Source organism: Streptomyces sp. (assembly GCF_035563135.1).
Taxonomy (GTDB): Bacteria; Actinomycetota; Actinomycetes; order Streptomycetales; family Streptomycetaceae; genus Streptomyces.
The window spans coordinates 1-2,971 of the sequence record NZ_DATMVN010000810.1; the positions used below are offsets into that span (position 1 = coordinate 1).

Annotated in this window: 4 protein-coding genes; 2 read left to right on the top strand and 2 right to left on the bottom strand. The window is 71.4% G+C overall.

Translation table 11 applies throughout. The annotated features are described in order from the left end of the window. Window positions 1–442: hypothetical protein (locus tag VN520_RS36055; protein ID WP_325751169.1), on the bottom strand; the 442-nt coding region annotated here is incomplete at its 3' end. 323 nt (window positions 443–765) lie between these two features. Between VN520_RS36055 and VN520_RS36060 the strand changes: the two genes are divergently transcribed. Next, window positions 766–1,428: a class F sortase gene (locus tag VN520_RS36060; RefSeq protein WP_325751170.1), complete on the top strand. Its 663-nt coding sequence runs from the start codon at window positions 766–768 to the stop codon at window positions 1,426–1,428. Between the two features lie 27 nt (window positions 1,429–1,455). Here the strand turns inward: VN520_RS36060 and VN520_RS36065 are convergent, their stop codons facing one another. Further along, the gene (locus VN520_RS36065; RefSeq protein ID WP_325751171.1) at window positions 1,456–2,301 is read right to left on the bottom strand and encodes a polysaccharide deacetylase family protein; all 846 of its coding nucleotides are present in this window, start codon (window positions 2,299–2,301) and stop codon (window positions 1,456–1,458) included. A gap of 164 nt (window positions 2,302–2,465) precedes the next feature. Here VN520_RS36065 and VN520_RS36070 point away from each other — a divergent pair, with 164 nt between their 5' ends. After that, window positions 2,466–2,927 carry a universal stress protein gene (locus tag VN520_RS36070; RefSeq protein ID WP_325751172.1) on the top strand — a complete coding sequence of 154 codons (462 nt, stop codon included), beginning with the start codon at window positions 2,466–2,468 and terminating at the stop codon, window positions 2,925–2,927. Window positions 2,928–2,971 lie beyond the last annotated feature (44 nt).

Consider the following 2,971-nt stretch of genomic DNA (forward strand, 5'->3'; position numbering starts at 1 on the left):
CCCCGTTGCCGCCCTGACCGCCGTTGCCGCCCTGACCGTGCTCACCGCCGTTGCCGCCCCGGCCCTCGTTGCCGCCCTGGCCGCCGTCACCACCGTTGCCGCCGCCGAAGTTGTTGTTGCTGTCGTTGCACTTCACGGACAGGCTGTACCGGCCGGGCGTCGCGTTGTCCCGGATACGCGCCGTGGCGTAGCCGACCCGGCCCGGCGAGAGGTTCACCGTCGGAAACGCGTTCGACCACACCTTGCCGCCGGAACGGCCGCAGCCCTCTGCGCTGATCTGCATCGTGGCGCCCTGGTGCACCGAGGACGGGTTGACGGTGACGTTGGTCGGAAAGTTGTTCGGGTTGCTGCCCGGCCCGCCGCCGGCGGCGGCCAGCGGGGCAGCGAGCCCGACTGTCGCGAATGCGGTCGCGGTCACCGCGAGAACGCGTGAAGCACGCATTTTCGAACCTCCAGCGGGAAGCGCCCCGGAGTCTTGTCCTCCAGGATCAGTCGACACATACGCATCCCATGACGAACCCTCACCAGATACCGCATGTGCTGCACTTCGGCACTACTCCACCCCGGTGAGCCGACACGCCGTGGGCAAAGCCCTGAATCTGACGGAGCCCCAGGTCACGGTCCGTCAGAATTTTTATCCGCTGATTACTCCGAAAAGAAGACGTCGCCGCCGGGGCCCGGCCGGCCGCCACCCGTTCGCTCTTCCCTGATCGCCTCGGCACGGACCCGCGCCTAGCGTGGCGGTGTCGCGACGAAGGGAGAGCCATGGGCCGGGACCGGTGGAGCGCCGAGCGGAGCAGACGCACGCCATGGGGCGCGATCGCCCTGGTGATGCTGAGCGGTCTCGCTCTGATGCGCAACGGCGTGGAGACGGCCCCCGGGCCGCCACAGCCCGCTGCCGCGGCCTCGGTGGCCGGCCCCCGGGACACCGCGGTGTCCGCGCCGGTCGAAGGCGAGCCCGTGCAGCCGCTCGCGTACGCCCCCGCCGAGCGCATCCGGATCCCGTCGATCCAGGTCGACGCACCCGTCGTCGATGTGAACCTGGACCCGGCCGGCTGGATCGAGGCACCGCCCGCCCAGGACCCGAATCTCGCCGGCTGGTACCAGAACGGCATCGCCCCCGGTCAGCGCGGGACCGCCGTGATGGTCGGCCATGTCGACAACCTCGCCGGTCCTGCGGTCTTCTACGGCCTGGGCTCTCTCGACAAGGGCCGGCGGGTCGAGGTGTCCCGTTACGACGGCCGGGTCGCGGTGTTCGAGATCTACGGCGTCGAGGTCTTCTCCAAGAACGACTTCCCCGGAGCACGGGTGTACGGCGACACCGGGCACGCCGAACTCCGGGTCATCACCTGCGGCGGGGCCTATTCGAAGGCCGACGGTTACGACGGGAACGTGGTGGTCTTCGCCCGGCTGATCGAGACGCGATAGCCGGGGCGGAAGGGCGTGCCGTCCTCGTCAGCTGCGGTGCGGGACGGTCGGGCGGTAGCCCCTCCCGATGAGCGCGGGCAGGTACCGGCGCAGGGCCGCCACGCTCTGGGACCGGTTTCCGCCCGCGTCGTGCGACAGCACCACGACGCCGGGCGCCGCGCCCTTGTGGACCCGGCGGACGATGGTGTCGGTGCCCGGCGTGGTCCAGTCCAGCGTGTCGACGGTCCAGGCCATCGGTTCCATGCCCATCGCGGCGCCGATCTCGAAGGAGTTGCGGTTCCAGGCGCCGTACGGGGCGCGGTACCAGAGGGGCGGGGCACCCAGGGTCTTCTCGACCACCTCGCTGGTGCTGCCGAGCTCGTCCCGGATCGCCCCTCGGGAGAGCTTCGGGATCAGGGGGTGCGACCAGGAGTGGTTGCCGACCACATGCCCGTCGTCGGCCATCTCCCGGAGCAGGTCGCGATTCTCCACCGCCATCTCCCCGCAGACGAAGAACATCGCACGGACGTCATATCTTCGCAGCGTGGACAGGATGTCCGGGGTGTACCGCGGGTCGGGGCCGTCGTCGAAGGTGAGCACCAGGGCGTCGCTCCCCAGCTCGGGCAGCTTCTCGAACGGCCGGGTGCGGACGGGTGGTGCTGCGGGCAGGAAGCGGGGCGGCGCGGCCGAGGTCATGGGGCGCAGCCGGTAGGCGCCGGGGCCCGCTTGGGCCCGGACCGGAGACCCGGCGGCCGGGGGCGGCGGCGCACCGCCGGGGCGTGCGGGTGTCCTGGTCGGATCGGCTGAGATCACGTGCACCGCGGTGGCGGCCCCCAGTGCGAGGGCGAGGCGCAGCACGGTGCGACGTTCCGCTGGAAACTGATCATGCTTCATGACCAACTGCTCGCACGGAGTTACGCCCGTTCCTGCCGCCGACACCGGGTATGCGGTGTTTTGCACCCGATGGATGGAGTGCCTCCGCGGTATCCGGCGGGAGAGGTTCCGGGCCTCCGGAGGGACCCGGTGGGCGGTCGGCGGGAGCGGCTAACCTCAGGGCCGTGACCGATCAGCAACACCACCGCTTCGAACGCGGCACGGACGGCCCCAAGGTGATCGTCGCGGGCATCGACGGCTCCGGGTCCTCGATGCGGGCTGCCGCGTACGCCGCGGGCCTCGCCCGTCGGCAGAACGCGTTGCTCGCCCTCGTCTACGTCCAGCCGGTGATGTCGGCCGGCACCGCACTGGGGGCCCCGGCCGCCGACACGACCGGGGAGGTCGCCGAGGGGCTGGTGAACGAGATCAGGACCGCGGCCGAGCAGCTGAAGGGCATATGGAAGGTCCGCTGGGAATTCCACACCTTCCCCGGCGACCCGTACAACGGGCTCGTGGCGGCGGCCGACGAGCTGAAGGCGGACGCCGTGGTCGTGGGCGCTTCGGAGTCCGCCGGGCATCGCTTCATCGGCTCGGTGGCGGTCCGGCTCGTGAAGGCCGGGCGCTGGCCGGTCACCGTCGTACCGTGACGCCCCGCGAGCAGCCCTCGCGCCGCGGCGCCCACGCGCGGGGC

What these genes read in the sequence shown, in the direction of transcription:
- VN520_RS36065 (WP_325751171.1), bottom strand. Translation starts at nt 2,301, where the DNA reads ATGAAGCATGATCAGTTTCCAGCGGAACGTCGCACCGTGCTGCGCCTC.
- VN520_RS36060 (WP_325751170.1), top strand. Translation starts at nt 766, where the DNA reads ATGGGCCGGGACCGGTGGAGCGCCGAGCGGAGCAGACGCACGCCATGG.